This window comes from Rubrivivax sp. JA1026 (genome assembly GCF_011065555.1).
GTDB lineage: Bacteria > Pseudomonadota > Gammaproteobacteria > Burkholderiales > Burkholderiaceae_C > Rubrivivax > Rubrivivax benzoatilyticus.
In genome coordinates this window covers 143,797-165,023 of sequence record NZ_JAALCQ010000001.1, presented here as the reverse complement: position 1 = coordinate 165,023, position 21,227 = coordinate 143,797, and the positions used below count along the sequence as shown (strand labels likewise).

Sequence of the window (21,227 nt, the reverse complement as noted above, 5' to 3'; positions counted from 1 at the left end):
AAACCGCAGCCAGCGGCATCCGGTCACGTTCAGCCGGGCACCGCCTCCAGCGACAAGACGGCCGGCCGCCCCGGCACGAAGCCCACGCTCAGCACCGGCACCGGCTGGCGTGCGACGAGCGCGGCCTGCGTCGCCGCGCGCCCGGCCTCGTCGGCGACGAAGAGGCCGACCAGTTCGCCGGCCGCCAGCGCCTGCGCCGCACGCTCGACGGCTTCGGCGTGCGCCGCCGCGTCCTCGTGCGCCGGCACCCAGGCGACGGCGCCGGCGCGGCGCAGCAGCGCGCCCAGGCCGGGGCTGGCGAGGCGCTGCCGGTCGACGACCCAGCGCAGCGGCCGCGGCCCGGCGGCCGCCGGCAGCAGCAGGTCGGCGCCGGCCGGCGCCGGGCCGACGAGCAGCGCGGCGCCGTCGGCCGGCGGCAGCACCGAGCCAGTCACACGCAGCCGGCGCACCAGCCGCCCGTGCAGCAGCGCGCGGCAGCGCAGCAGGTACTCGGGCACGAACCAGAACACGGCCCCGGCAACGAGCGCGTTGACGACGCCGGCGACGAGGAACACACCCGGGATCGACAGCCCCGCGCCCAGCAGCGCACCGGCGCCCAGCGCGCTGGCGATCATGAACAGCGCGTTGAGGATGTTGTTGGCGGCGATGATGCGGGCGCGGTGCGTCGCCGGGCTGCGCAGCTGGATCAGCGCGTACATCGGCACGCTGTAGACGCCGGCGGCCAGCGCCAGCAGCACCAGGTCGGCCATCACGCGCCAGTGCGCCGGCTGGGCGACGAAGGCGGAAACCGGCATCAGCGCCGAGGCCGGCAGCGCGTGGGCGGCGAAATACAGGTCGACGGCGAAGACGCTCATGCCGGCCGCGCCCAGCGGCACCAGGCCGATCTCGACGTGGCGCCGCGACAGCGTCTCGCACAGCAGCGCGCCGACGCCCACGCCCACCGAGAACAGCACCAGCAGCAGCGAAGCCACCTGCTCGTCGCCGTGCAGCACGTCCTTGGCGAAAGCCGGGAACTGCGACAGGAAGACCGCGCCGAAGGCCCACATCCACGAGATGCCCAGCAGCGAGCGGAAGACCACCGGGTCTTCGCGCGACAGCCGCAGGTTGCGCCAGGTCTCGCTGAACGGGTTCCAGTTGATCGTCAGATCGGGCTGCGGCGCCGGCGAACGCGGCACCGCCTGCGCCACCAGCCGGCCGAGCAGCGCCACGCCCAGGCAGGCGGCGGCCACCAGGCGCGCGCCGGCCTCGGGCACCGCCATCAGCAGGCCGCCGGCCAGATTGCCCAGCAGGATGGCGACGAAGGTGCCCATCTCGACCAGGCCGTTGCCGCCGGTCAGCTCGCGTTCGTCCAGGTGCTGCGGCAGGTAGGCGTACTTCACCGGGCCGAACAGCGTCGAGTGCAGCCCCATGCCGAAGACGCAGGCCAGCAGCATGACGGCGTCGGTGCGCACGAAGCCCCAGACCGCGGCGGCCATGATCGCGATCTCCAGCGACTTGACCCAGCGCGCCAGCAGCGCCTTGTCGTGCTTGTCGGCGAGCTGCCCGGCGGTGGCCGAGAACAGCACGAAGGGCAGGATGAAGACCGCGCCGATCACCAGCCCGGCCAGCGACGGCGGCATCCAGGCCAGCTGCAGCTCGTAGGTCGCCATCACCGTGAAGGCGAACTTGAACAGGTTGTCGTTGCCGGCGCCGAGGAACTGCACGGCGAAGAACGGCGCGAAGCGGCGCTGGGCCAGCAGCGCGAACTGGTTCGGGTGGCCGCCGCTCATCGGCGCCCCTGCGGCAGCAGCCGGCGCACCGTCAGGCCGCCACCGGCGCCAGCGCCTCGCGCAGGAAGCCGCCGGCCAGCGCGAGCGCGGTGTGCGCCTCGTCGAGCACACGCCCCATCGTCACGAAGCCGTGGATCTGGCGCTCGAAGCCGACGTACTGCACGCGGTTGCCGGCCGCCGACAAGGCGTCGGCGTACTGCAGGCCCTCGTCGCGCAGCGGGTCGTGGCCGGCGGTGATGACCAGCGCCCGCGGCAGCCGGCTCAGGTCGGGCGCCAGCAGCGGCGAGGCGCGCCAGTCGGTCCACTGCGCCTCGTCGGGCACGTAGTGGCCGCGGAACCAGGCGATGCTGTCGTTCGTCAGCAGATAACCCTGGCCGTTGGCGGCGTGCGAAGGCGCGACGGCGCGCATGTCGGTCACCGGGTAGATCAGCAGCTGCGCGGCCAGCGGGTCGTGGGCATCGCGTGCGGCGATCGCCGCCACCGCGGCCAGGTTGCCGCCGGCGCTGTCGCCACCGACGGCCACACGCGCGGGGTCGATGCCGAGTGCGGCGGCCTCGCGCCGCGCCCAGCGCACGGCGGCGACGGCGTCGTCGACGGCGGCCGGGAAACGGTGCTCGGGCGCCAGCCGGTAGTCCACCGACAGCACGGCGCAGCCCGAGGCCAGCGCCAGCGTGCGGCAGACGACGTCGTGCGTGTCCAGGTCGCCGATCGTCCAGCCGCCACCGTGGAAGTAGACGAGCAGCGCCAGCACACCCTCGGCCGGCCGGTACAGGCGCAGCGCGAGGCCGGCGTCGGTGGCCAGGTCGCGCACCTCGGCCACCGACGGAGGCTCGGGCTGGGTGAAGGCGCGGCGCTCGGCGTAGAAGCGCCGGGCTTCGGCCGGCTGCAGCGTGTGCACCGGCGGCACACGCTTGTCGATCATCAGGTCCAGCAGCGCGCGGGCTTGGGGGTCGAGCATCGGGGGTTCCTGGCGGGACGGTGGCGTGCACGCGACGCGTGCGGCGGCCGGCGGCGCCGAGTGTAGCCAGCGCATCCCGGCCGCACGGCCGCCGCCGTATGCTCGCGCCGCCCGAGGACGAGACGATGACCCCCTGCCCCTGCGGCCTGAAGGCCGACTACGAGAACTGCTGCGGCCGCTGGCATGCCGGCGCCGCGGCGCCGAGCGCCGAGGCGCTGATGCGCTCGCGTTACAGCGCCTACGTGCTGGCGCTGGAGCCCTATCTGCTGGCCACCTGGCACGCCAGCACGCGGCCGGAGAGCGTCGAGTTCGAGCCCGGCCTGAAGTGGCTGGGCCTGGAGGTCCGCCGCGCCCGCGAAGACGGCGACGCCGCGACGGTCGAGTTCGTCGCCCGCAGCAAGCTCGCCGGCCGCGCCTTCCGGCTGCACGAGACCAGCCGCTTCGTGCGCGAGGACGGCCGCTGGTTCTACGTCGACGGCGAAATTCGATAAGAACCAGCGCGCAGGCTGCACCCGGCCGCCATCGTCCTCCTGACTGGAGCCTCCCTCTCGGAGGGAGGCTGGAGGGAGCCGTCGAACGAGCGGGAGCACCCTCGCGGAGGGGGCTCGGGGGAGCCGTACGTTCACCCGCAGGTTAGGGGCTTGGCCGCCGGCCAGGCCCCTAACCGAAACGCACCGCGTTTATGGGCGGCAGCGTCGTCGCCACCGTGTGCCACTGCTCGCCGCCGTCGACGCTGGCCCACAGGCCGCCGGTCGTGCTGCCCAGCAGCAGGCTCGTGCCGTCGGCAGCCACGTCCAGCGCGTGGCGGTAGACGAGTTCGTAGCAGTCGCGCTGCGGCAGCCCGGCGCGCAGCGTCTCGAAGCTGGCGCCGCCGTCGCGTGTGCGGTTGACGGCCAGCGCGGCACCGACCGGCACGCGGCAATCGTCCTTCACCGCGGGCACGAACCAGGCGGTGTCGGGGTCGCGCGGGTGCACCGCGACGGCGAAGCCGAACGAGGACAGCGGCGCCTGCACACGCTGCCACGAGCGCGCACCGTCGCCCGAGCGCCAGATGCCGTTGTGGTGCTGGCACCAGAGCACATCGGGCGCCGCGGCGCAGCGCACGATGCGGTGCGGGTCCTGCACCGCCGGGTCGTCGGCACGTTCGGGCGGCATGTACTCGGCGTGCATGCCGCTCGCCGCCAGCGCCCAGCTCGCGCCGTCGTCCTCGCTCGCCCAGGCGCCGCCGCAGGACACGCCGACCAGCAGCGCGCCCGGGCGCGACGGATCGGGGCAGACCGAATGCAGGCCCGGCACCTCGTAGCCGCCGCCGAACCACTCGGCACGGCCGGGTGCGTGCCACAAGGCCTCGACCAGTTGCCACGAGGCGCCGAAGTCCTCGCTGCGGAACAGCCCGCCGGGCAAGGTGCCGGCCCAGACGGTGCCGCGGTCGCGCTCCAGCGTCCAGACCTGCACCAGCGTCCAGGCCGGCCCGGGCGCGCCTTCGGGCTGCGGCGGATAAACGGGGGCGGCGACTTCGTGCCAGCTCGCGCCGGCGTCGTCGCTGGCGTGCAGCTTGACGCCGAAGTGACCCAGGTTCAGCGCCGCCAGCATGCGGCCGTCGGCGTCGGGCGGCAGCAGCGCCGACACCGGCTCGCCGAGGAAGGAGACGCCGGCCACGCGCCAGGCGCCGGCGCCGTCGTGGCGCAGTTCGAACAGGCCCTTGCGCGTCGCGGCCCAGGCGCGGTCGTGGTCCATCATGGTCCCCTTTCAGCCTCCGGACAGCGCCTGCAGCACGTGCACCGTGCTGGCGGGCGCGAGCGTGTCGGCCAGCGCCGTGCTGCGCCGGCCGTCGACGAAGACGGCGACGTTGGCGCGCAGCGCGCCCTGGTCGTCGAGCACGTAGCCGCGCAGCCGCGGATAGTGCTCGAACGCGGCGTCCAGCGCCTCGCCCAGCGTGGCCGCGTCGGCCTGCACCGCATCGACCGGGCCGACGAAGCGGGCGAGCTGCGGGGTGAAGACGACACGCGGCACCGCCGCATCATGCGGCGCCGAGGCCACCGCACCGAACGCGAGACCGCGCCGCCGTCAGGGGATCACGGGAGCACCCTTCGGCCTGGCGGCCAGTCCCGCCGCCCCGGACGAGTCCTGAGTCTCAGGCCACCTCGTGACCCATGCTCGCCTGCCAGACGCGGTACCAGGCCTCGGCCGGCAGGCGCAGCGCGAGCGCCGCGGTCGCCTCGGCCAACGCCTCGATGCGCGACGAACCGGTGATCGGCACCGGCCGCGACGGGTGGCGCAGGATCCAGGCATAGGCGACGGTCGCCGCCGAGACACCGTGCTCGGCGCCCAGCGCCTCGAGCACTGCGCGCACGCGCCGCGCCTGCTCGTCGTCGCCGCGGAACAGCCGGCCGCCGCCCAGCGGCGACCAGATCATCGGCGGCAGGCCCAGGTCCAGCGCCTGCTCCAGCGTGCCGTCGGCCAGCGCCTGCATCTGCAGCGGCGACAGCTCGACCTGGTTCGTCACCAGCGGGAACCGCCGGTGCAGCAGCGCGAACTGCGACGGCGTGTGGTTGGAGACACCGAAGTGCAGCACCTTGCCGGCGCGGCGCAGCGCGTCGAAGGTGGCGGCGATCTCGTCGGGGTCGGCCAGCAGATCCGGCCGGTGCAGCAGCAGCAGGTCCAGCCGGTCGGTGCGCAGCGCCCGCAGCGAGGCCTCGACCGAGGCGACGATGTGGCCGCGCGAACTGTCGTAGGACTTGATCGCATGCGCCGGCCGCGCGTCGCCGACGAGCTTGATGCCGCATTTGCTGACCAGCCGCAGCCGCTGGCGCAGCCCCGGCGCGGCGGCCAGCGCCTCGCCGAACAGCGCCTCGACGCGGTAGCCGCCGTAGATGTCGGCGTGATCGAAGGTCGTGATGCCGAGCTCGAGCGTGCGCTCGATCCAGCGCACGCGCGCCGCGACGTCGAAGCCCCATTCGTGCAGCCGCCAGCAGCCGGCGACGATGGGCGACAGCAGGCCGCCGTGCGGCTCGTTCGAGGGGTTCGGGTCCATGCGGCGACGATAGCGCCGCGGGCGGGCGGACACGTCGCGGGCATCGACTTGATGACAAGCCCGTTTTTGGTGCTATACTGCTAGCTGTTTCGGGGGCGTAGCTCAGCTGGGAGAGCGTCGCGTTCGCAATGCGAAGGTCAGGAGTTCGATCCTCCTCGTCTCCACCAAAACAACGAAGCCGCTGATCGCAAGATCAGCGGCTTTTTCGTTTCCGGCTCGCCGCAGGAGCCGCCCTCGGGCGGCTGTGCGGCGCGGGGTCAGGCGAGCGCGCGTGCCGCCGCGGCGTCGAGCTTGAAGATCGACACCACACGCGCCAATTGCTGAGCCTGCACCTTCAGGCTCTCGGCCGCGGCCGCGCTTTCCTCGACCAGCGCAGCGTTCTGCTGCGTCACCTGGTCCATCTGGCTCACCGCGTCGCCGACCTGCTGGATGCCGCTGCTCTGCTCCGTGGTCGCCGAGCTGATCTCGCCGACGATGTCGCTGACGCGTCGGATCGACCCGACGATCTCGTCCATCGTCTGGCCGGCGCGGTCGACCAGCGACGCCCCCTGCCCGACCTGCTCGACGTTGCGCGTGATCAGCGCCTTGATCTCCCGGGCCGCCTCGGCACTGCGCTGGGCCAGCGTGCGCACCTCGCCGGCGACGACCGCGAAACCACGGCCCTGCTCGCCGGCGCGCGCCGCCTCGACCGCCGCGTTGAGCGCCAGGATGTTGGTCTGGAACGCGATACCGTCGATGACGCCGATGATGTCGCCGATCTTGCGGCTGGAGTCGCTGATGCCGGCCATCGTCGTCACCACCTGGCCGACGACCTCGCCACCCTGGGCGGCGACCTGCGCGGCAGCCCGGGCGAGCTGGTCGGCCTGGCGGGCGTTGTCGGCGTTGTTGCGCACCGTGCTGCCCAGCTCGTCCATCGTCGCCGCGGTCTGCTGCAGCGCGCTGGCCTGCTCCTCGGTGCGGCCGGACAGGTCCTGGTTGCCATGCGCGATCTGCGTCGACGCGGTGACCACGCTGTCGCTGCTGGCGCGCACCGTGCCGACGATCTGCGACAGCTCCTCCTTCATCGTGCGCAGCGCCGCCAGCAGCTGGCCGACCTCGTCCTTGGACGAGCCCTCGACCCGGGCCCCCAGATCCCCCGCCGCGACCGCCTGCAGCGCGAGCACGGCCTCCTGCACCGGGCGCGTGATGGACCGGGTGATGACCAGCCCGCCGACGGCGGCCAGCAGCACCGAGGCGAAGGTCACGCCCAGGATCACCGCCTGGGTCCAGGCGTAGGTCGCGGATGCGGCCTCGACGTCCTGCTCGGCCGCATGCAGTTGCAGCTCGGTGATCTCGGCGATCTTGGCGCTGATCGGGTCGACGCTGTCGTACAGCGCGCCGTCGAACTGGCCGAGCTGGCCGGCGGCGGAGCCCGACAGCGCCTGCAGCGCCTGGCGCACGCGTTCGATGTCGCGGTTCGCCGGCTCGAACAGCTGCTCGGCCTCGCGCGCCAGTCGCGCCTCCTGTTCGGTGAGCCGCGTGCCCATGTAGTCCTTCCAGGACCGGGCGATCACGCCCTGGGCCGCGGTCAGCTGCTGGACGGCCTCCTGGGCTGGCATGCGCCCGGCGTTGGCCTTGTTCACCGCGTCGATGACGTTGACGGCATAGGCATCGGCGATCAGCTTGAGCTGCTTGAGCGGCACCACGCGGTCGCCGTAGACGGACTCCAGCCGCGCCTGCGTGGCCTGCAGGCTGCTCAGGCCGATCACCCCGGTCACGGCGAGCAGCACGACGAGGCCGAGAAATGCGCCGCCCAGGCGCACGCCGATGCGGATGTCACGAAGAAGTCCCACGAATCCCCCAAGGAATGCTGGCTGCGAAAGCCGGTCCAAGGAGCCTGATGGTTTACTCCCCAGCGTTTGCCGCTGTATCGGCAGCCAGCGGATGCGCTTGAGGACGCCGCACGGCAACATCGCACGCTGCGGCGCACCGGCCGGCCGCTACAGCGGCCGCAGCACGCTCAGCAGCAGCTCGCTCACACCGTCCCAGACGATCTGCACGCCCAGGCACAGCAGGATGAAGGCCGACAGGCGCAGGAAGACCACCGCGCCTGCCTCGCCCAGCGGGCGCAGCAGCAGCCGGGCGTAGCGGAAGGCGACGTAGAGCACGACGCCGATCAGCACCAGCGCGGCGATCGCCCCGCCCATGCGCGCCAGCGACACCGAGATCGTCGTGTCGTGCAGCGCCACGCCGACGGTGATCGCCGCAGCGATCGAGCCCGGCCCGCAACTGATCGGGAAGGTCAGCGGGTAGAAGGCCTGGCGCCGCGCCTGCTCGGGCGTGAAGGCCTGGGCGATGTCGCTGCGGGACTCGATCGTCGCCGGGGTGACGCTCAGCATGCGCCAGGCGGTGGCGGCGACGATCAGGCCGCCGCCGACACGCACGATCGGCAGCGAGATGCCGAAGAAGTCCAGCACGTAGGAGCCGACCAGCATCGAGCCGACGAGCAGCGCGAACATGTTGCGCGCGATGCGCCGCGCCAGCAGCGCCCGCGTCGTGTCGCTCGCGCCTTCGGTCAGGCCGAGGAAGATCGGCGCCGTCGCCGCCGGGTTGACGATCGGCAGCAGCGTCGCGAGCGCGAACAGCAGCCCCTTGCCGAACGCCAGCAGCAGCGCCCCGGCCTCGACGCCCATCAGAGCGGGCCCGGGCCGACCATCTCGCGCAGGCGCCGCCGCAGTTCACGCTCGCGGCGCTGCTCGGCCTGCCAGTCCTCGCGCACCGCGCGCCACAACGCGGCGGTCATCAGCACGATGACCAGCGTGAACGGCAGCGCGAAGACGATGGTCGCCGTCTGCACCGCCTTGATGCCGCCGGACAGCAGCAGGCTGGCGGCGATGCCGGCCACGAGCAGGCCCCAGACGAGCTTGACGCGCCCCTTCGGGTCGGGCTCGCCCTTGGAGCTCATGATGCCCAGCACCAGCGTCGCCGAGTCGCCCGAGGTGACGAAGAACACCAGCACCAGCACCGTGGCCACGACCGACATCACGGTGCCCAGCGGCAGCGCGTCGAACATCGCGAACATCGCCGTCGAGACGTCGGCCTTGACCGCGTCGGCGATCGGCACGCCGCCGAAGATCTGCAGGTTCAGCGCCGTGCCGCCGAAGATCGCGAACCACAGGAAGCCGGCCAGCGTCGGCGTGAACACCGTGCCGATGACGAACTCGCGGATCGTGCGGCCGCGCGAGACGCGGGCGATGAACAGGCCGACGAACGGCGACCACGCGATCCACCAGGCCCAGTAGAAGATGGTCCAGCCGCCGACCCAGCCGCTGTCGCGGAACGGCGTCATGCGCAGGCTCATGCGCACGAACTCGCTGGCATAGGCGCCCAGCGTCGTCGTGAAGGTGTCGATGATCGCCACCGTCGGGCCGACGGCGAAGACGAACAGCGCGAGCGCCGCGGCGATCAGCAGGTTGACGATCGACAGCCACTTGATGCCGCGTGTCACCCCGGTGAGGGCCGAGCCCAGGAACAGTGCCGTCGTCACGGCGATGATCAGCATCTGCGGCAGCGTGCCCACCGGCACGCCGAAGACGGCGTTCAGGCCGCTGTTGATCTGCAGCGCGCCGATGCCCAGCGACGCGGCGACACCGAAGGCGGTGGCGATGACCGCGAGCACGTTGAACAGCGGCGACAGCACGCGCACGCCGCGCCAGGGCAGCGACTCGGTGGCCGAGCTGATCAGCGCGGCACGGCCGCGACGGAAGGTGAAGAAGGCGATCGCCAGCGCGACGACGCCGTACACCGCCCACGGATGCAGCCCCCAGTGGAAGAAGGCGTAGCGCATCGCGGCGTTGGCCGCCTCGGGCGTGCCCGGCGTGATGCCCGGCGGCGGTGCGACGAAGTGCGAGATCGGTTCGGCCACGCCCCAGAACACGAGGCCGATGCCCATGCCGGCGGCGAACAGCATCGCGAACCAGGTGCCGCGCGAGAACTCGGGCTCGTCGTCGTCGGCGCCGAGCTTCAGGTCGCCGTAGCGGCTGAAGGCCAGCAGGGCGCAGACGACGACGAGGCCGAGCACGACCCACAGATACAACCAGCCGAAGTGCACGGTGATCGTCGCCAGCGCGCGGTCGAACACCGCACCCAGCGACGCCGGGGCGACGAGGCCCCAGGCGACGATCGCCGCGATCAGGCCGGCGGACAGGAACAACTGCATCGGGAACATCCTCCTCTTGAATCTGCCGGACGCACGCCGCCGCGCAGGGGCTCCAGGGAGGAACGATGCAGGACGGGGGCGATCCGGTGGCCCGCGAAGCGCGCCCGGGCCCCTGCGGGACCGGCCGGCGACGGGCATGGTCCGTAAAGGGAGCCGCCCGACACGGCCGAAGTTCCGCACGGGAGCGCAAATTGCCGTTTTCCGGCCTCGATGTCACGGCCGGGACACCGGCTCACGGGACCGTCGGCGCGATATGCGGCGCCGGCACGGGGGTGTTCGCATAACGAACAAGCTGCGCACTCCACCCAGCGGCAGAATGCTGGCCCCGAACTTGCAAAGGTTCGTGGGCATGCCGTCGGCCCCGCGTGATCCGGGGCAAGTCACGAGACGGGACGGCTTGACTTTCGCGATATAGTCCCGCGCTTCGCGGTCGACCAGGCCGCCTGCGGTCCACGAGGCCGCGTGAGAAGTTGGTCACGGGTTCGGGCACCGGATGGCGGTGTCGGAACTCCTGGAGGATTCTGAGTGGATTACGCCCAGCAACAACGAAACCCGGGCAAGCACGCCGTTGGGATCGGCATCGTCCTCGCCCTGCACCTGCTGCTGGGCTGGGCACTGCTTTCGGGTCTAGCGCAGCGCATGGTCGAGGTCATCAAGGCCCCGATCGAGACCAAGATCATCGAGGAGGTGAAGCCGCCGGAGCCCCCGCCGCCGGAGAACCTCCCGCCGCCGCCCAAGTTCGCGCCGCCGCCGCCGTCGTTCGTGCCGCCGCCCGAGGTCAACGTGAACCCGCCGCCGACCCCGGCGCCGACGATCACGACGACCACGGTCGCGCCGCCGCCGCAGGCCGTCACGGTCCCGCGTGCCGAGGCGCCGCCGGCGCCGCGCAACGTGCGCCCGACGATCATCAGTGCCCGATCCTGCGCGCCGACGCGCGAGGACTACCCCGCCGCGGCCGTGCGCGCCGAAGCGACGGGCACGACCAAGGTCCGGTTCACCGTCGACGCCAGCGGTCGCGTCTCGGCGTCCGAACTGGTGCGCTCGGCCGGCCCCTCGCGCGAGCACAAGCTGCTCGACCGTGTTGCCATCAACAAGCTCAGCCAGTGCCAGTTCAGGCCCGGCACCGACGAGCACGGCAACGCGATCGGCGGCCAGGCCGAAGTCGAATACGTCTGGAACCTCGAGTAGCGAGGCCCCTGTTGTTGCGCTTCGCCGCGTGGTGCGCGGCGACGCTCTTACCCACGTGCGGCGCTCGAGCCGGCGTTCTTTCCCCTTGGAGGCACGATGTCCTTGATGAAACTGATGCGATCGTCGCTGGCGGCGATGATGGTCGCGCTGGTCGCCACGTTCGGCACCCAACCCGCCCTTGCCCAGGCTGACACCGCCGCCCCGCCGGCGGCCACGGCCCCGGCCCAAGCCACCGAACACGAGGCGGTGGACAACCCCTACGGCCTGCAGGCGCTGTGGATGCAGGGCGACTTCGTCGCCAAGGGCACGCTGATCATCCTGGTCATCATGTCGATGGGCAGCTGGTACATCATCTTCACGAAGCTGTACGAGCAGCGCTCGATGATGAAGAGCGCGCGCGAGTCGGCCGAGGCCTTCTGGAAGGCGAACTCGGTGAAGGCCGGCGTCACCGCCCTCGAGGAAGGCTCGGCCTTCCGCTACATCGCCGAGTCGGGCATCAAGGCCAGCGACCATCACGAAGGCACGATGGTCGAGTCGATCGACAAGCACACCTGGGTGACGATGAGCGTCGAGCGCGCCGTCGGCAACATCCAGGGCCGCCTGACCGACGGCCTGGCCTTCCTGGCGACCGTCGGCTCGACCGCGCCGTTCGTCGGCCTGTTCGGCACCGTCTGGGGCATCTACAACGCGCTGGTGCGCATCGGCATCAGCGGCCAGGCCTCGATCGACAAGGTCGCCGGCCCGGTCGGTGAAGCGCTGATCATGACCGCCATCGGTCTGGCCGTCGCCGTGCCGGCCGTCATGGGCTACAACTGGCTGATCCGTCGCAACAAGGCCGTGCTGGACCAGGTCCGCAGCTTCAGCGCCGACCTGCACAACGTGCTGATCGCCGGCAAGCGCTGACGTGATGCCGATCGGCCGCCGCCGCCGCGACGGCCGTGCCTGCGGGCACGGCAGCGCGTGCGGCACCGGGCGGCCGTCGTCCTCCAGGAGATCGCGATGGCGATGCAAGTAGGCCCCGCCGAGAACGGCGGGGAGGAGCAGCTCAACAGCTCGATCAACACGACGCCGCTGGTGGACGTGATGCTGGTGCTGCTCATCATCTTCCTGATCACGATTCCCGTGGTCACGCAGTCGATCAAGCTCGAGCTGCCGAAGGAACGCAACATCCCGCTGCAGACCAAGCCCGAGAACATCGTCATCGCGGTCAACCGCGACGGCGAGCTCTTCTGGGGCATCGAGCGGCTGCCGGACATCGAGGCGCTGGTCACGCGGCTGAAGGTCGAGGCGGTCAAGGAACCGCAGCCCGAGGTCCACATCCGCGGCGACGGCGAGGTGCGCTACGAGTCCGTGGGCCGCGTGGTCGTGGCCTGCCAGCGTGCCGGGATCTTCAAGGTCGGCTTCATCACCGAGCCGCCGGCGGGCGCCGTGGCGCGCTGAACGGAGAACAACATGGCCATGCAAGTAGGTTCCGGCGGCGGTGACGACGACGTGATGGTGGACATCAACACCACGCCGCTGATCGACGTGATGCTGGTGCTGCTCATCATGTTCATCATCACCATCCCGATCCAGACGCACGCGGTGAAGATGAACATGCCGACGCCGAACAACGCGGCGCCGCCGCCGCAGCCGCCGGAGATCATCCGCATCGACGTCGACTTCGACGGCACCATCGGCTGGAACGGCGAGATCGTGCCCGACCGCGCGGCGCTGGAAGCCAAGCTGGCCTCCGTCGCCGCCGCGGCCGACCAGCCCGAGGTGCACCTGCGCCCGAACAAGCTCGTGACCTACAAGGTCGTCGCGATGATCATGGCCAGCGCCCAGCGCCTGGGCGTGACCAAGATCGGCATCGTCGGCAACGAGCAGTTCATGAATTGAGGACCACCCCCGTAGCGGCTGCGCCGCTCCCCCTCGAGGGGGCGACGCCAGCGCACGGGCAGAGCCCGTGCGCGGCGTCCGCTTGACATTACCGCACCCCTCCACCTGGCGTGCCGTTTGCTGGCAGGCGGTTCGCCGAGGAATCCAAGAGATGAAGACCAAGCTGCGAACCCTTGCCCTCTGCCTCGTCGCCGCCGGCTGGCTGTCCGTCGCCGGAGCCCAGGGGCTGCGTGCCGAGATCGGCAAGCCGCTGCAGCAGGCCGGCGAACTGCTGAAGGCCGGCAAGGCGCGCGAGGCGCTCGCCAAGGTGCGCGAGGCCGAGAGCGTCGGCAGCCGCAGCGCCGCCGAGCAGCAGACCATCGACCGCATGAAGGCCGCCGCCGCCCAGCGTGCCGGCGACTACGCCACCGCGGTGCAGGCCCTCGAGGCGCTCGCCGCCAAGGCCAGCGGCAACGAGCTCGGCCAGCTCGCCGAGCAGCTCGCCGCCGCCTACGCCCAGCTGCGCAACAACGCCAAGGCCAGCGAGTGGCTGAACAAGGCGGTCGCGGCCGGCAACAACAGCGCCACGGTCAAGCAGATGCAGGCCTACCTGCAGTCGGCCAGCGGCGACTACAACGCGATCGCACGCGACGCCGGAGCCGCCGTCACGGCCGCCGAACAGGCCGGCCGCAAGCCCGACGAAGGCGACCTGCTGCGCCTGGCCGACGCCCAGCAGCGCACCGGCAACACCAACGGCTACGTCGGCACGCTCGAGAAGCTGGTCACCTACTACCCGAAGAAGGACTACTGGACGGCTTATCTGGGCCGCCTGCAGCGCAAGAGCGGGTTCGCGGACCGTTTTGCGCTCGACGTCATGCGCCTGAAGCTGGCCACCGGCACGCTGGGCAAGACCGACGAGTACATGGAGATGGCGCAGCTGGCGCTGCAGGCCGGCCTGCCGGGCGAGGCGCTGCGCATCGTCGAGCAGGGCTACAAGGCCGGCGCGCTGGGCACCGGCGCCGAGGCCACGCGCCATCAGCGCCTGCGCGACCTGGCACAGAAGCAGGCGACGCAGCAGAAGGCGGACATCGCCGCGCAGGCCGACGCCGCCAACGCCGAGAAGAGCGGCGACGACCTCGTCAAGGTCGGTTTCGCCTACGCCTCGATCGGCGAGGCCGAGAAGGGCGCGGCGCTGATCCAGAAGGGCATCGCCAAGGGTGGCCTGCGCCGCCCCGAGGACGCCCGGCTGCGCCTGGGCCAGGTCCAGGCGCAGGCCGGCCAGAAGGCCGCCGCCGCGCAGACGCTGCGCGCCGTGAAGGGCAACGACGGCGCCGCCGACATCGCGCGCCTCTGGCTCGCCGCCCACTGAGGCCGACCGTGCGGGGCCGCGAGGCCCTGCACGCCCGTCGCCTGGCGCGGCGCGGTGACGCGAGATAACGCAGGCGACAGCCGACGGCAGCGCCGGCGCCGACAATGCGGCGCATGACCGTCCCAGCCCTGCCCTCCTTCGTCGAGCCCTGCGGGCACGACATCTACGCCGTCGACACCGGCTTCCACCGCCCGCGTTTCGACGCCGCCTATCTGGTGCTGCACGGCGGCCGCGCCGCCATCGTCGACGCCGGCACCAACCACGCGGTACCGCGCATCCTCGAGGCGCTGGCCGCGCTGGGCCTCGCCCGCGACGCCGTCGACTGGGTCATTCCGACCCACGTCCACCTCGATCACGCCGGCGGCGTCGGCCTGCTGGTGCAGGAACTGCCGGCGGCCCGCGTGATGGCCCACCCGCGCGCCGCGCGCCACCTCGTCGACCCGTCGCAGCTCTGGGCCGGCGCCACCGCGGTCTACGGCGAAGCCGAGATGCGGCGCAACTACGGCACGCTGGTGCCGGTGCCGGCCGAACGTGTCGACAACAGCCGCGACGGTCTGCACCTGTCGCTGGCCGGCCGCACGCTGGAGTTCGCCGACACGCCGGGCCACGCCCGCCACCACCACTGCCTCTGGGACGAGGCCTCGGCCGGCTGGTTCACCGGCGACACCTTCGGGCTGTCGTACCGCGAATTCGACACCGCCCGCGGCGCCTGGCTGCTGCCGACCTCGACGCCGGTGCAGTTCGACCCCGAGGCGATGCGTGTCTCGGTCGAGCGGCTGCTCGCACGTTCTCCGCGCTCGATGTTCCTGACCCACTACGGCCGCGTCGGCGACGTGCCGCGGCTGGGCGCGCTGCTGCTGGCGCTGCTCGACGAGATGGTGGCGCTGGGCCGGCGTGTCGCCGCGCTCGGCGACGCCCGCCACGCCGCGCTGTGCGAGGGGCTGAACACGATCTACCGCCGCAGCCTGGCCGAACACGGCTGCACGCTGGCGCCCGAGCCGCTGCGCCGGCTGCTCGAGCTCGACGTCGAGCTCAACGCCCAGGGCATGGCGGTCTGGCTGGACCGCGAGAGCGCCGGCCAGCCGTAAAAAAGCGCAACAGCGCTCAAGTCCCGAGGCCCCGGGCCGAGCCCCGGAGGGCCTCAGGCGCCCCGGCGAATTCGCCAAAATCAACCCACGTTTCGCACACTTTTCCGCACCTCTAACATTCGCCGCATCTTTATCGTTCGCCATCGCAACCGATTCCAGCAATCACGCTGAGAACCTGCGGAGGACTGTCGATGCGCGTGAATCTGCCCGTGAGTGACGAGGAGTATCCGTTTCCTGCGGGGGAGACGCTGGTGTCGACCACCGACCTGAAAGGCCGGATCCTCTACTGCAACCCGGCCTTCATCTCGGTCAGCGGCTACGTCAAGGACGAGCTGCTGGGCCAGCCGCACAACCTGATCCGCCACCCCGACATGCCGGAAGAGGCCTTCCGCGACATGTGGGCCAGCATCGGCGCCGGCCAGCCCTGGTCGGCGCCGGTGAAGAACCGGCGCAAGGACGGGCGCTACTACTGGGTGATGGCCAACGTCACGCCGCTGATGCGCGACGGTCAGCCGGTGGGCTACATGTCGGTGCGCACCGAACCGACGCGCGAGGAGGTGCAGTGCGCCGAATCGCTGTACGCCCGCATGCGCGCCGAGAAGGCGGCCGGGCAGTCGACGCTGCGTGTGGAGGCCGGCACGCCGTACCGCGCCACCGTCTGGGGCCGCCTGAAGCGGCTGAAGCGGCTGCGCCGCCATCTGCCGCTGGTGCTGGCCTCGGCGTTGTTGACCGGCAGCAGCGCGCTGATCGGCCACTACCTCGGCTGGTACGCCGTGCTGGGCTGCGTGCTGATGGGCAGCACCGTCGGCGCGGCGCTGCTCGCCCGCCTGGTGCTGGCGCCGCTGGCACCGCTGCTGGGGTTCGCCAACCGCATGGCCGCCGGCGACCTGACCGAACGCCTGCCGGCCTTCGGCGACGACGCCTTCGGCCGTCTGTCCAAGGCGCTGAACCAGCTCAACGTGAACCTGCGCTCGATCGTGCGCGACGCCCGCAACGAGGTCGAGCACATGCGCGACGCCACCTGCGAGATCGCCAGCGGCAACCAGGAACTGTCCGGCCGCACCGAGTCGCAGGCCGCCAACGTGCAGCAGACGGCCTCGTCGATGGAGGAGATCACGAGCACGGTGCGCCAGAGCGCCACCGCCGCGTCGGAGGCCGCCAAGCTCGCCGCCGAGGCCGCCGGCGTCACGCGCCGCGGCAGCCAGGCCGTCGACGAGGTCACGCGCACGATGCAGGTCATCAGCGAGTCCTCGCGCCGCATCGGCGAGATCATCCAGGTCATCGACGGCATCGCCTTCCAGACCAACATCCTGGCGCTCAACGCCGCCGTCGAGGCGGCACGCGCTGGCGAGTCCGGCCGCGGTTTCGCCGTCGTCGCCGGCGAGGTGCGGGCGCTGGCGCAGCGTTCGGCCACCGCGGCGCGCGAGATCAAGCAGCTGATCGTCGACTCGACCGAGAAGGTCGACGCCGGCAACCGGCTCAGCAGCGCGGCGCGCACGACGATCGCCGAGGCGGTGCACACCGTCGAGCGCGTCGGCAGCGTCGTCGCCGGCATCAGCCACGGTGCCGACGAGCAACTGCAGGGCATCTCGCAGATCAACACCGCAGTCGCCCAGCTCGACGGCATCACGCAGCAGAACGCGGCGCTGGTCGAGGAGATCGCCGCGGCGGCGATGCAGCTGCGCGCCAAGGCCAACACCGTGACCGAGGCGGTGCAGCTCTTCCACCTCGACGCGGGGCGCGGCGCGGCGCCCGCCGCAGCCGACGCCGTCGCGCTGCGCCGCAGCGCGCGCGCCCCTTTGCACGCGGCCGCCGGCCCAGCCTGCGCCACCTGAACGAGCGGCGCCACCGCGGCCGCAGGGGTCGTCGCGCCACGCGGCCGGGGCCTGCCTACACTGCGGGTCCGTCCCAACCGCCGCGGCCCGGCCGCCCGTCCCCATGCAGCAAGGCGTTCATTTCGGCCTCGACGGCCGCGTCGTCGTCATCACCGGCGCCTCGCAAGGCATCGGCGAAGCCTGCGCCCGCCGCCTCGTGCGCGACGGCGCCGCGGTCGCGCTATGGGACGTCGCCGACGACGCCGGCCGGCGCCTGGCCGACGAGCTGACGGCCGCCGGCCACCGCGCCGTCTACGCCCATTGCGACGTCTCGAAGAAGGCCGAGGTCGACGCCGCGCTGGCGGCGACGCTGGCCGCCTTCGGCCGTGTCGACGGCCTCGTCAACAACGCCGGCATCTTCAAGGCTGCCGACTTCCTGGAGGTCACCGAGGCCGACTGGGACGCCGTCATCGCCGTCAACCTGAAGGGTTCGTTCCTCGTCGGCCAGGCGGTCGCGCGGGAGCTGGTCAAGGCCGGCGGTGGCGCGATCGTCAACATGAGTTCGGTCAACGGCCGGCTGACGATCCCGTCGATCGCCAGCTACAACGCCAGCAAGGGCGCGATCGACCAGCTGACGCGCGTGATGGCCTTGTCGCTCGCCGACCGCGGCGTGCGTGTCAACGCCGTCGCCCCGGGCACGATCGCCACCGAGTTGGCGAAGAACGCGGTGCTGACCAGCGACGAGGCCAAGGCGCGCATCCTGAGCCGCACGCCGATGAAACGCCTGGGCGAACCCGCCGAGGTCGCCGACGTCTGCGCCTGGCTGCTGTCCGACGCCGCCAGCTACGTCACCGGCGAGATCGTCGTCGTCGACGGCGGCCGCATGACGCTGAACTACACCGTGCCCGTCTAGGGGCAGGCCAGCTGCGGGAAAATCGCCCGCATGAGACTGCTCCACACGATGCTGCGCGTCGGCGACCTGCAACGGTCGATCGACTTCTACACCAAGGTCATGGGCATGACGCTGCTGCGCACCAGCGAGAACGCCGCCCACGGCTATTCGCTCGCCTTCCTCGGCTACGGCTCCAACCCCGAGCACGCCGAGATCGAGCTCACCTACAACCACGGCGTCTCGTCGTACGACCTGGGCACGGCCTACGGCCACATCGCGATCGGCGTGCCCGACGCCTATGCGGCCTGCGACAAGATCCGCGCCGCCGGCGGCAACATCACGCGCGAGCCCGGCCCGGTCAAGGGCGGCTCGACGGTGATCGCCTTCATCACCGACCCGGACGGCTACAAGGTCGAGCTGATCCAGCGCGCCGAATCGGCTGCGCCCGCGGACTCGCTGCGCGCCTGATGCATGAGCCGGCGGCCGCCAGGCCGCCGGTCCTTCGATCGTTCAGTCTTCGCGCAGCGCCTGCGCGGCGCGCGCCAGCCGGGTGATCTGCGCCCAGTCGCCGGCGTCGATCGTCGCCTGCGGCGACAGCCACGAGCCGCCGCAGACCTTCACGTTCGACAGCGCCAGGTACTGGCGCGCGTTCTCCGGCGTCAGGCCGCCGGTCGGGCAGAACGCGATGTCCGGGAACGGCCCGGCCAGCGCCTTCAGCATCGGGATGCCGCCGGCCGCGGCGGCCGGGAAGAACTTCAGGAAGTCGTAGCCGTCGGCCGTCGCCGCCAGCACCTCGCTGGGCGTGGCGACACCGGGCAGCAGCGGCAGCTCGATCTGGCGGCAGGCGCGGCCGATCTCGGAGGTGTAGCCCGGGCTGACGGCGAAACGCGCCCCGGCGTCGCGTGCCGCCTGGGCGTCGGCGACGCTGCGCACGGTACCGGCGCCGACCAGCGCCTCGGGCAGCTCGCGCGCGATGCGGCGGATCGCCTCCAGTGCAGCCGGCGTGCGCAGCGTGACCTCGAGCACCCGCACGCCGCCGGCCAGCAGCGCCTCGGCCAGCGGCAGCGCGTCCTCGACACGCTGGATGACGATGACCGGGATCACGGGTCCCGGGGCGGCAAGTTCGATCGGTTTCAGAGCCATGTGACGGCGCCCTCCTCGGCGCTGCGGGCGTTGCGTCGCAGGCCCGCGAACAGTTCGCGGCCCAGGTCGTGGCCGTTGGCGGCCGCCTGGTCCGGGGTGATGGTGGCCGGCGTGCGTGCGGCCCACTCGGCCGGGTCGACCAGCGCCTGCAGCGTGCCGGCGTCGGCGTCGACACGCAGCAGGTCGCCGTCGCGCACCTTGGCCAGCGGCCCGCCGGCCAATGCCTCGGGGCTGACGTGGATCGCCGCGGGCACCTTGCCCGAAGCGCCGCTCATGCGGCCGTCGGTGACCAGCGCGACGCGCCAACCCTTGCCCTGCAGCACCGCCAGCGGCGGCGTCAGCTTGTGCAACTCGGGCATGCCGTTGGCGTGCGGCCCCTGGAAACGCACGACGGCGACGACATCGCGGTCGAGCTCGCCGGCCTTGAACGCCGCCTGCAGCGACTCCTGGTCGTCGAAGACACGCGCCGGCGCCTCGATGACGTGGCGCTCGGCCGGCACCGCCGAGACCTTGATGACCGCCCGGCCCAGGTTGCCCTGCAGCAGTTTCAGGCCGCCGGTCGGCGAGAACGGCGCGTCGGCCGGGCGCAGGATGGCCGTGTCGCCGCTGGCGCCGACCGGGGTCCAGGCGAGCGCGCCACCGTCGGTGGCCTGCGGCAGCGCCGCGTAGCGCTCCAGCCCGGGGCCGGCGATCGTCGCCACGTCCGGGTGCAGGCAGCCGGCGCGCAGCAGTTCGCCGATCACGTAGCCCGGGCCGCCGGCGGCCTGGAACTGGTTCACGTCGGCGGCGCCGTTCGGGTAGACACGCGCCAGCAGCGGCACCTCGGCCGACAGCGCGGCAAAGTCGCTCCAGTCGATCGTGATGCCCGCCGAACGCGCCACCGCCACCCAGTGGATCAGGTGGTTGGTGCTGCCGCCGGTGGCCAGCAGCGCGACCATCGCGTTGACGATCGCCCGCTCGTCGACGAGGCGGCCGATGGGCATGAAGTCGGCGTGCGCGCCGATCGCCAGCACGCGGCGCACGGCCTCGCGCGTCAGCGCCTCGCGCAGGCCCTCGTGCGGGTGCACGAAGGCGGCGCCGGGCACGTGCAGGCCCATCGCCTCCATCAGCATCTGGTTGCTGTTGGCGGTGCCGTAGAAGGTGCAGGTGCCCGGGCCGTGGTAGGCGGCGGACTCGGCGGCCAGCAGCGCGTCGCGGCCGACCAGGCCCTGCGCGTACTGCTCGCGCACCTTGGCCTTGTCCTCGTTGGCCAGCCCGGTGCTCATCGGCCCGGCGGGCACGAACACCGTCGGCAGGTGGCCGAAGTGCAGCGCGCCGATCAGCAGCCCCGGCACGATCTTGTCGCAGATGCCCAGCATCAGCGCGCCGTCGAAGACGTCGTGCGACAGCGCGATCGCCGTGCCCATCGCGATCGTGTCGCGCGAGAACAGGCTCAGCTCCATGCCGGGCTGGCCCTGCGTGACGCCGTCGCACATCGCCGGCACGCCGCCGGCGACCTGCGCGGTGGCACCGTGGCGGCGCGCCTCGTCGCGGATCAGCGCCGGGAAACCCTCGAAGGGCTGGTGCGCCGACAGCATGTCGTTGTAGGCGGTGACGACCGCGACGTTGGGCGCACGTTCGGCGACGACGCGCAGCCGGTCGTCACCCGGCAGCGCCGCAAAGGCGTGCGCGACGTTGGCACAGCCCATGCGTTCGGCCCCGCGCGGTCGGCGCGCGAGGCGGTCCACGCGTTGTAGGTAGGCCGCGCGGGTGTCGGCGCTGCGTTCCCGGATGCGATCGGTGATGGTTTGGATGGCGGGCTTCATGCTGACCTCCGGCCGTAACCATAGCACCGAAAACAAAGTAACCCGGTTACATCGCGATTTCGTGAAGGGCTTCCCGGGGACCTCGTGGCGCCGCCCGCGGCACCGTCAT

Annotated in this window: 20 protein-coding genes and 1 tRNA gene; 11 read left to right on the top strand and 10 right to left on the bottom strand. The window is 72.0% G+C overall.

From position 1 onward, the window contains the following. Window positions 1-29: 29 nt before the first annotated feature. Window positions 30-1,769, bottom strand: a complete 1,740-nt coding sequence (locus G5B56_RS00770; RefSeq protein ID WP_164962054.1) for an MFS transporter — start codon at window positions 1,767-1,769, stop codon at window positions 30-32. Between the two features lie 31 nt (window positions 1,770-1,800). Then, window positions 1,801-2,727, bottom strand: coding sequence for an alpha/beta hydrolase (locus G5B56_RS00765; protein ID WP_009858169.1), 927 nt, complete (start codon window positions 2,725-2,727; stop codon window positions 1,801-1,803). A 98-nt stretch (window positions 2,728-2,825) separates the two neighbouring features. On the opposite strand from G5B56_RS00765, the gene G5B56_RS00760 reads away from it, so the two are divergent. Continuing rightward, entirely contained in the window at window positions 2,826-3,218 is a 393-nt protein-coding gene (locus G5B56_RS00760) for a YchJ family protein (RefSeq protein WP_164962053.1), read from the top strand. 169 nt (window positions 3,219-3,387) lie between these two features. Here the strand turns inward: G5B56_RS00760 and G5B56_RS00755 are convergent, their stop codons facing one another. The 3 genes from G5B56_RS00755 to G5B56_RS00745 form a co-directional block, all read right to left on the bottom strand. Continuing rightward, entirely contained in the window at window positions 3,388-4,464 is a 1,077-nt protein-coding gene (locus tag G5B56_RS00755) for an exo-alpha-sialidase (RefSeq protein WP_164962052.1), read from the bottom strand. Window positions 4,465-4,476: 12 nt separating this feature from the next. Then, window positions 4,477-4,740, bottom strand: a complete 264-nt coding sequence (locus G5B56_RS00750; RefSeq protein ID WP_164962051.1) for a MoaD/ThiS family protein — start codon at window positions 4,738-4,740, stop codon at window positions 4,477-4,479. A 121-nt stretch (window positions 4,741-4,861) separates the two neighbouring features. Then, on the bottom strand, window positions 4,862-5,761 hold the full coding sequence (locus G5B56_RS00745) for an aldo/keto reductase family oxidoreductase (RefSeq protein WP_164962050.1): 900 nt from the start codon (window positions 5,759-5,761) through the stop codon (window positions 4,862-4,864). Between the two features lie 91 nt (window positions 5,762-5,852). On the opposite strand from G5B56_RS00745, the gene G5B56_RS00740 reads away from it, so the two are divergent. Next, window positions 5,853-5,928, top strand: a tRNA-Ala gene (locus G5B56_RS00740). 90 nt (window positions 5,929-6,018) lie between these two features. On the opposite strand, the gene G5B56_RS00735 is transcribed toward G5B56_RS00740, so the two are convergent. The 3 genes from G5B56_RS00735 to G5B56_RS00725 form a co-directional block, all read right to left on the bottom strand. Continuing rightward, on the bottom strand, window positions 6,019-7,593 hold the full coding sequence (locus G5B56_RS00735; protein WP_164962049.1) for a methyl-accepting chemotaxis protein: 1,575 nt from the start codon (window positions 7,591-7,593) through the stop codon (window positions 6,019-6,021). Between the two features lie 147 nt (window positions 7,594-7,740). Beyond that, window positions 7,741-8,433, bottom strand: coding sequence for a MarC family protein (locus G5B56_RS00730; RefSeq protein ID WP_009858175.1), 693 nt, complete (start codon window positions 8,431-8,433; stop codon window positions 7,741-7,743). After that, entirely contained in the window at window positions 8,433-9,959 is a 1,527-nt protein-coding gene (locus G5B56_RS00725) for a BCCT family transporter (protein WP_009858176.1), read from the bottom strand. The genes G5B56_RS00730 and G5B56_RS00725 overlap by 1 nt, the downstream gene beginning before the upstream one ends. Before the next feature lie 525 nt (window positions 9,960-10,484). Between G5B56_RS00725 and G5B56_RS20055 the strand changes: the two genes are divergently transcribed. From G5B56_RS20055 to gloA, 9 genes are all read left to right on the top strand, one after another. Beyond that, window positions 10,485-11,147: an energy transducer TonB gene (locus G5B56_RS20055; protein WP_276525103.1), complete on the top strand. Its 663-nt coding sequence runs from the start codon at window positions 10,485-10,487 to the stop codon at window positions 11,145-11,147. A 96-nt stretch (window positions 11,148-11,243) separates the two neighbouring features. Beyond that, window positions 11,244-12,050, top strand: coding sequence for a MotA/TolQ/ExbB proton channel family protein (locus tag G5B56_RS00715; RefSeq protein ID WP_029718621.1), 807 nt, complete (start codon window positions 11,244-11,246; stop codon window positions 12,048-12,050). 96 nt (window positions 12,051-12,146) lie between these two features. After that, on the top strand, window positions 12,147-12,587 hold the full coding sequence (locus G5B56_RS00710; protein ID WP_009858179.1) for a biopolymer transporter ExbD: 441 nt from the start codon (window positions 12,147-12,149) through the stop codon (window positions 12,585-12,587). Window positions 12,588-12,599: 12 nt separating this feature from the next. Beyond that, on the top strand, window positions 12,600-13,028 hold the full coding sequence (locus G5B56_RS00705; protein ID WP_029718622.1) for a biopolymer transporter ExbD: 429 nt from the start codon (window positions 12,600-12,602) through the stop codon (window positions 13,026-13,028). Window positions 13,029-13,179: 151 nt separating this feature from the next. Further along, window positions 13,180-14,376, top strand: coding sequence for a lipopolysaccharide assembly protein LapB (locus G5B56_RS00700; RefSeq protein WP_009858181.1), 1,197 nt, complete (start codon window positions 13,180-13,182; stop codon window positions 14,374-14,376). A 113-nt stretch (window positions 14,377-14,489) separates the two neighbouring features. Beyond that, window positions 14,490-15,464: an MBL fold metallo-hydrolase gene (locus G5B56_RS00695; RefSeq protein WP_164962048.1), complete on the top strand. Its 975-nt coding sequence runs from the start codon at window positions 14,490-14,492 to the stop codon at window positions 15,462-15,464. A gap of 191 nt (window positions 15,465-15,655) precedes the next feature. Beyond that, window positions 15,656-17,299 carry a PAS domain-containing methyl-accepting chemotaxis protein gene (locus tag G5B56_RS00690; protein WP_164962047.1) on the top strand — a complete coding sequence of 548 codons (1,644 nt, stop codon included), beginning with the start codon at window positions 15,656-15,658 and terminating at the stop codon, window positions 17,297-17,299. Window positions 17,300-17,402: 103 nt separating this feature from the next. Continuing rightward, complete coding sequence (locus tag G5B56_RS00685) at window positions 17,403-18,191, top strand: SDR family NAD(P)-dependent oxidoreductase (protein WP_164962046.1); 789 nt, start codon at window positions 17,403-17,405, stop codon at window positions 18,189-18,191. A gap of 30 nt (window positions 18,192-18,221) precedes the next feature. Further along, window positions 18,222-18,638 (top strand): lactoylglutathione lyase, encoded by a 417-nt coding sequence (gene gloA, locus G5B56_RS00680; protein WP_164962045.1) that lies wholly within the window; start codon window positions 18,222-18,224, stop codon window positions 18,636-18,638. A gap of 42 nt (window positions 18,639-18,680) precedes the next feature. Here the strand turns inward: gloA and eda are convergent, their stop codons facing one another. Together eda and edd are read right to left on the bottom strand one after the other, a co-directional pair. Next, window positions 18,681-19,313, bottom strand: a complete 633-nt coding sequence (gene eda, locus G5B56_RS00675) for a bifunctional 4-hydroxy-2-oxoglutarate aldolase/2-dehydro-3-deoxy-phosphogluconate aldolase (protein WP_164962044.1) — start codon at window positions 19,311-19,313, stop codon at window positions 18,681-18,683. Next, window positions 19,304-21,118, bottom strand: coding sequence for a phosphogluconate dehydratase (gene edd / locus G5B56_RS00670; protein ID WP_164962043.1), 1,815 nt, complete (start codon window positions 21,116-21,118; stop codon window positions 19,304-19,306). Before edd ends, eda begins: the two co-directional genes overlap by 10 nt. Window positions 21,119-21,227: the final 109 nt, after the last annotated feature.

Excerpts from the sequence above, each read along its gene's own strand:
- G5B56_RS00695 (WP_164962048.1), top strand. The coding sequence starts at position 14,490 with ATGACCGTCCCAGCCCTGCCCTCCTTCGTCGAGCCCTGCGGGCACGAC.
- G5B56_RS00715 (WP_029718621.1), top strand. The coding sequence starts at position 11,244 with ATGTCCTTGATGAAACTGATGCGATCGTCGCTGGCGGCGATGATGGTC.
- G5B56_RS00730 (WP_009858175.1), bottom strand. The coding sequence starts at position 8,433 with ATGGGCGTCGAGGCCGGGGCGCTGCTGCTGGCGTTCGGCAAGGGGCTG.
- eda (WP_164962044.1), bottom strand. The coding sequence starts at position 19,313 with ATGGCTCTGAAACCGATCGAACTTGCCGCCCCGGGACCCGTGATCCCG.
- G5B56_RS00725 (WP_009858176.1), bottom strand. The coding sequence starts at position 9,959 with ATGCAGTTGTTCCTGTCCGCCGGCCTGATCGCGGCGATCGTCGCCTGG.
- G5B56_RS00755 (WP_164962052.1), bottom strand. The coding sequence starts at position 4,464 with ATGGACCACGACCGCGCCTGGGCCGCGACGCGCAAGGGCCTGTTCGAA.
- G5B56_RS00745 (WP_164962050.1), bottom strand. The coding sequence starts at position 5,761 with ATGGACCCGAACCCCTCGAACGAGCCGCACGGCGGCCTGCTGTCGCCC.
- G5B56_RS00700 (WP_009858181.1), top strand. The coding sequence starts at position 13,180 with ATGAAGACCAAGCTGCGAACCCTTGCCCTCTGCCTCGTCGCCGCCGGC.
- G5B56_RS00710 (WP_009858179.1), top strand. The coding sequence starts at position 12,147 with ATGGCGATGCAAGTAGGCCCCGCCGAGAACGGCGGGGAGGAGCAGCTC.
- gloA (WP_164962045.1), top strand. The coding sequence starts at position 18,222 with ATGAGACTGCTCCACACGATGCTGCGCGTCGGCGACCTGCAACGGTCG.
- edd (WP_164962043.1), bottom strand. The coding sequence starts at position 21,118 with ATGAAGCCCGCCATCCAAACCATCACCGATCGCATCCGGGAACGCAGC.
- G5B56_RS00770 (WP_164962054.1), bottom strand. The coding sequence starts at position 1,769 with ATGAGCGGCGGCCACCCGAACCAGTTCGCGCTGCTGGCCCAGCGCCGC.
- G5B56_RS00685 (WP_164962046.1), top strand. The coding sequence starts at position 17,403 with ATGCAGCAAGGCGTTCATTTCGGCCTCGACGGCCGCGTCGTCGTCATC.
- G5B56_RS00765 (WP_009858169.1), bottom strand. The coding sequence starts at position 2,727 with ATGCTCGACCCCCAAGCCCGCGCGCTGCTGGACCTGATGATCGACAAG.
- G5B56_RS00690 (WP_164962047.1), top strand. The coding sequence starts at position 15,656 with ATGCGCGTGAATCTGCCCGTGAGTGACGAGGAGTATCCGTTTCCTGCG.
- G5B56_RS00760 (WP_164962053.1), top strand. The coding sequence starts at position 2,826 with ATGCTCGCGCCGCCCGAGGACGAGACGATGACCCCCTGCCCCTGCGGC.
- G5B56_RS00705 (WP_029718622.1), top strand. The coding sequence starts at position 12,600 with ATGGCCATGCAAGTAGGTTCCGGCGGCGGTGACGACGACGTGATGGTG.